Below are 3761 nucleotides of genomic sequence, written 5' to 3' on the forward strand. Positions count from 1 at the left end.
GGTTCCCACGAGAACGTAGGAGTAGCGCCCCATGTCGCCCGGGATCAGGACCGGCTGGCCGGTCGCGCGGTAGGCGTCGGGCAGCTCCGGATGCCCCGGCGGGAAGGCCCGCGTCGCCCCCTTCCGGTGCACCAGGAGCTCTTTCTCCTCCCCGTCGACCGTGTACCGCTCCACCTTGGCGATGTTGTGGGCCACATCGTAGATGATCTCCAGCCCCAGCTCCCGGGGGTCCCGCTTGAAGACGTCGCTGAAGACCTCCCGGATCCGGTGGGTAATGACCTGCCGGTTCGCGAAGGCCGAGTTGGCGGCGGAGGCCATGGCCCCGAAGTACTGCTGCCCCTCTGGGGATTGGAAGGGGGCGCAGGCCAGCTCCTTGTCCACCACCCGAATCCCGTAGCGGGGCATGGCCCGCGCGAAGATCTGGAGGTAATCGGTCCCCACCTGGTGGCCGAACCCCCGGGAGCCGCAGTGGAACATGACGACCACCTGGTTCGGCCGGTCGAGGCCCAACGCGGCCGCCAGCTCAGCATCAAAGATGTTTTCCGGATAGAGGACCTGAATCTCCAGGTAATGGTTCCCCGAGCCGAGCGTCCCCAGCTGGCTGATTCCACGCTCCACCGCCCGGGCGCTGACGGCGGCGGGGTCGGCCCAGGCGATGCGGCCGCCATCCTCGATGCGGCCCTCGTCGCCGGGCCAGCCGTACCCGTTGCGGATGCACCAGCCTGCCCCCTGGACCATCACGTCCTGCAACTGGCTCCTGGAGAGCTTCACGAACCCCTTCACGCCGACCCCCGCGGGGACCGCCTGGTACAGCCTGTCCACCAGCTCGCGGAGCCGGGGCCGCACCTCGGCCTCGGTGAGGTTGGTCCGGAGCAGACGCATGCCGCAGTTGATATCGAACCCGATCCCCCCCGGCGAGATCACCCCCTCCTTCACATCGAATGCGGCGACGCCGCCGATGGGGAACCCGTAGCCCCAGTGCCCATCCGGCATGCAGATGGCGTAGCGGTAGATGCCCGGCAGGCAGGCGACGTTGGTCACCTGCTCGAAGACCCCCCGGTCCATCTCCGCGAGCAGCTCCGCGGAGGCGATGATCCGGGCCGGGACCAGCATCCCGGGCTTCTCGGTCGGCGGGATCTCCCACACGTACTCGGAAATCCGCTTGACCTCCATCGCCCTTCCTCCACGGAGGCGGTCGGAGCCGCCTCCGCCTAGATGTCCAGCACGACCCGGGCCCGCCACCCGTCCTCTCCGCGCTCCACGGAGAAGAGGTGGTAGGTCACGGCCTTCACGTCGGCCCGCATCCGCATCTGGTCCTGCCGGATGGGGGCCCCGATGCAGGTGGCCTCCAACCGGAGGAGCGGGCCCTCCGTCACCTTCACCGCGAACCGGCTGAAGACTACCGCATCCACATCCTTCCGGTAGATCAGTTCCTCCAGCCAGGCGAAGAGGAGGGTCTCCGGGTCCGGGGCCTCCAGCCGCACCCGGCGGGTGAGCTCCTCCGGGATCCCCGCCAGATCCGCCATCACGGCGAAGGTCGCCTCCCCGGCCGCGGAGAGGAGGTCCGCCAGATCCACCCCCCACGCCTCGAAGGCCACGTCGGCGATCGCGACATCCTCCAGGAAACGGTAGCCTCCCACCCGCACCGCCTCAGTCCGGACGGCCGGGTTGCGGGGCACGCTTGAACACGCCGGCCAAATCCGGTACGGTTAGCGCCATGGCGCTCGAAACCCTCCTGGTCCTCGCCGGCCTGGGGCTCTCCGTCTTCCTCGTGGGGTTTGGCCTGGGGATCCTTTACGGGCAGCGCCACGCCTCCCTCCCGGGGAACCCCGCCGGGCGAGGATCGCCGCCCCCCACCATGGGGGCGCTCCCGATCCCGGAGGAGCTCGCCCCGGAGCTGGGGCTCCTGGCGGACGACCTGGCCCGAGCCGCCACCGAGCGGTGGGAAGCCGCCCGGGGCGCGGCCGGGCCTCCGGGGGAAGACCCTCCCCCCGCCGACGAGGAGGTCATGATTTTCGACCGGGTCAGCCTCGGGATCAGCAAGCTCCCCCTCTTTGCCAGCCACACCGAGTACGAGGTGGCCGAGCGAGGCGTCATGGCCAGCGTGGCCAAACGCTATGGCCTCACGTCGGACCAGGTTGCCGAGACCTACCGGAAGGTCCACGCCTGGAAGTGGCGCCACGGGGGGGAGAGCGCAACCGCCCCCGTCTGAGCCCTGCCCCCGAAACAGCACGAGGGGCTGCCTGGCAGCCCCTCGGCCGGTCCTTCCTGGGCTCCCCGGCTCAGGACGCCGCCCGCACCCCGCAGAAGGCCTCGTAGTCCATCAGGTCGGTGATCGTCGGATGCTCCCCGCACAGGGCGCAGGCCGGGTCCTTCCGGAGCCGGATCTCCTTGAAGCGCATCTCTTGCGCGTCGTAGGTCAGGAGCCGCCCGATGAGCGGCGTCCCGGTGCCCACGATGAGCTTGATCGCCTCGGTCGCCTGAATCACCCCCACGATGCCGGGTAAGACCCCCAGCACGCCGGCCTCCGCTCAGGTGGGGACCAGGCCCGGCGGGGGCGGGGACGGGAAGAGGCAGCGGTAGCAGGGCCCCTCCGTCGGATGGAAGACGGCGGCCTGCCCCTCGAATTGGAAGATGGACCCGTACACGTTCGGCTTGCCGGCCAGGTGACAGGCGTCATTCACGAGGTACTTGGTCTGGAAGTTGTCGCTGCCGTCCAGGACGACGTCGTACTCCCCCACGATGTCCATCGCGTTCTTGCCGGTCAGCCGGACCTGGTAGGGGATGACCTGCACCTCGGGGTTCAGCGCCGCCAGCATCTCCTTGGCCGAGTCCACCTTGGGCTTCCCCACGCTGGCCGTGGTGTGCAGGATCTGCCGTTGCAGGTTGGTCAGGTCCACCACGTCCGCGTCCACGATCCCCAGCGTCCCCACGCCCGCCGCGGCCAGGTAGATCCCCGCCGGCGAGCCCAATCCCCCCGCCCCCACCAGGAGGACCTTGGCGTTCAGCAGCTTGCGCTGCCCCTGCTCGCCGATCTGGGCCAGCATCAAGTGCCGGCTGTAGCGGGCAAGCTGCTCCTCCGTCATCTTCCGGTAGGCGACGGTCTTGTGGCCGTTTTCCTTCCACTTCTGGATGCCCCCCGCCAGGTTCTTCACGTTCGTGTACCCGAGGTCCTGGAGGGCCCTGGCCGCGAGGACGGAGCGGAGCCCGGTCTGGCAGTAGGTGACGATCTCCGCATGCGGATCCGGGATCAGGCTGGCGATCCGGAACTCCAGGAAGCCCCGGCTGAGGGAGAGGGCCCCATCGATATAGCCCTCCCGGTACTCGTCCGGATCCCGCACGTCCAGGAGGACCGGGGGCTCCCCGCGCGTCATCCGCTCGTGCAAGGCCTCCGGCGTGACCTCGGGAACGACCCGGCGGGCCTCGTGGATGATGTCACGCACCGTCTTCGGCATGGTGCCCTTCCTCCCGGAGGCGCCGGCCGGCACGCCGGCGTCGGGACCAACGTCCATCGCTGCCAGAATACCAGACCGGGCGCGGGATTTCAACCGCCGGGGACGGGCGGGAAGGCGTATTCCCGCACGGTGGCGCGGGCCAGGCCGTCGGCCACCAGGGCCCCCCCGTCGAGCCGCGCCTCCACCCGTCGGATCTCCTCCACCGTGCTCCGGACAACCGGGTGCTTCGGGATGAAGAGGGAGCAGCAGTCCTGGTCCGGGATGATCGAGGTCTCGAAGGTCCCGATCGCCCGCGCCGCGCCGGCG

Annotated in this window: 5 protein-coding genes; 1 reads left to right on the forward strand and 4 read right to left on the reverse strand. The window is 69.8% G+C overall.

Going from position 1 to position 3761, the window contains the following annotated elements; translation table 11 throughout:
* The coding region (locus VGT06_11810) for an RtcB family protein (GenBank protein ID HEV8663803.1) at positions 1–1173 on the reverse strand (1173 nt) is incomplete at its 3' end.
* A gap of 38 nt (positions 1174–1211) precedes the next feature.
* The gene (locus tag VGT06_11815) at positions 1212–1679 is read right to left on the reverse strand and encodes an archease (GenBank protein HEV8663804.1); all 468 of its coding nucleotides are present in this window, start codon (positions 1677–1679) and stop codon (positions 1212–1214) included.
* Positions 1680–1717: 38 nt separating this feature from the next.
* Between VGT06_11815 and VGT06_11820 the strand changes: the two genes are divergently transcribed.
* The gene (locus tag VGT06_11820) at positions 1718–2212 is read left to right on the forward strand and encodes a hypothetical protein (protein HEV8663805.1); all 495 of its coding nucleotides are present in this window, start codon (positions 1718–1720) and stop codon (positions 2210–2212) included.
* 70 nt (positions 2213–2282) lie between these two features.
* On the opposite strand, the gene moeB is transcribed toward VGT06_11820, so the two are convergent.
* Both moeB and VGT06_11830 read right to left on the reverse strand, forming a co-directional pair.
* Positions 2283–3512 (reverse strand): molybdopterin-synthase adenylyltransferase MoeB, encoded by a 1230-nt coding sequence (gene moeB, locus VGT06_11825; GenBank protein ID HEV8663806.1) that lies wholly within the window; start codon positions 3510–3512, stop codon positions 2283–2285.
* A gap of 32 nt (positions 3513–3544) precedes the next feature.
* Positions 3545–3761, reverse strand: a 217-nt coding sequence (locus tag VGT06_11830; protein HEV8663807.1) for a tRNA 4-thiouridine(8) synthase ThiI, incomplete at its 5' end; no start/stop codon positions are given.

Source organism: Candidatus Methylomirabilis sp., from assembly GCA_036000645.1.
Classification (GTDB): domain Bacteria; phylum Methylomirabilota; class Methylomirabilia; order Methylomirabilales; family JACPAU01; genus JACPAU01.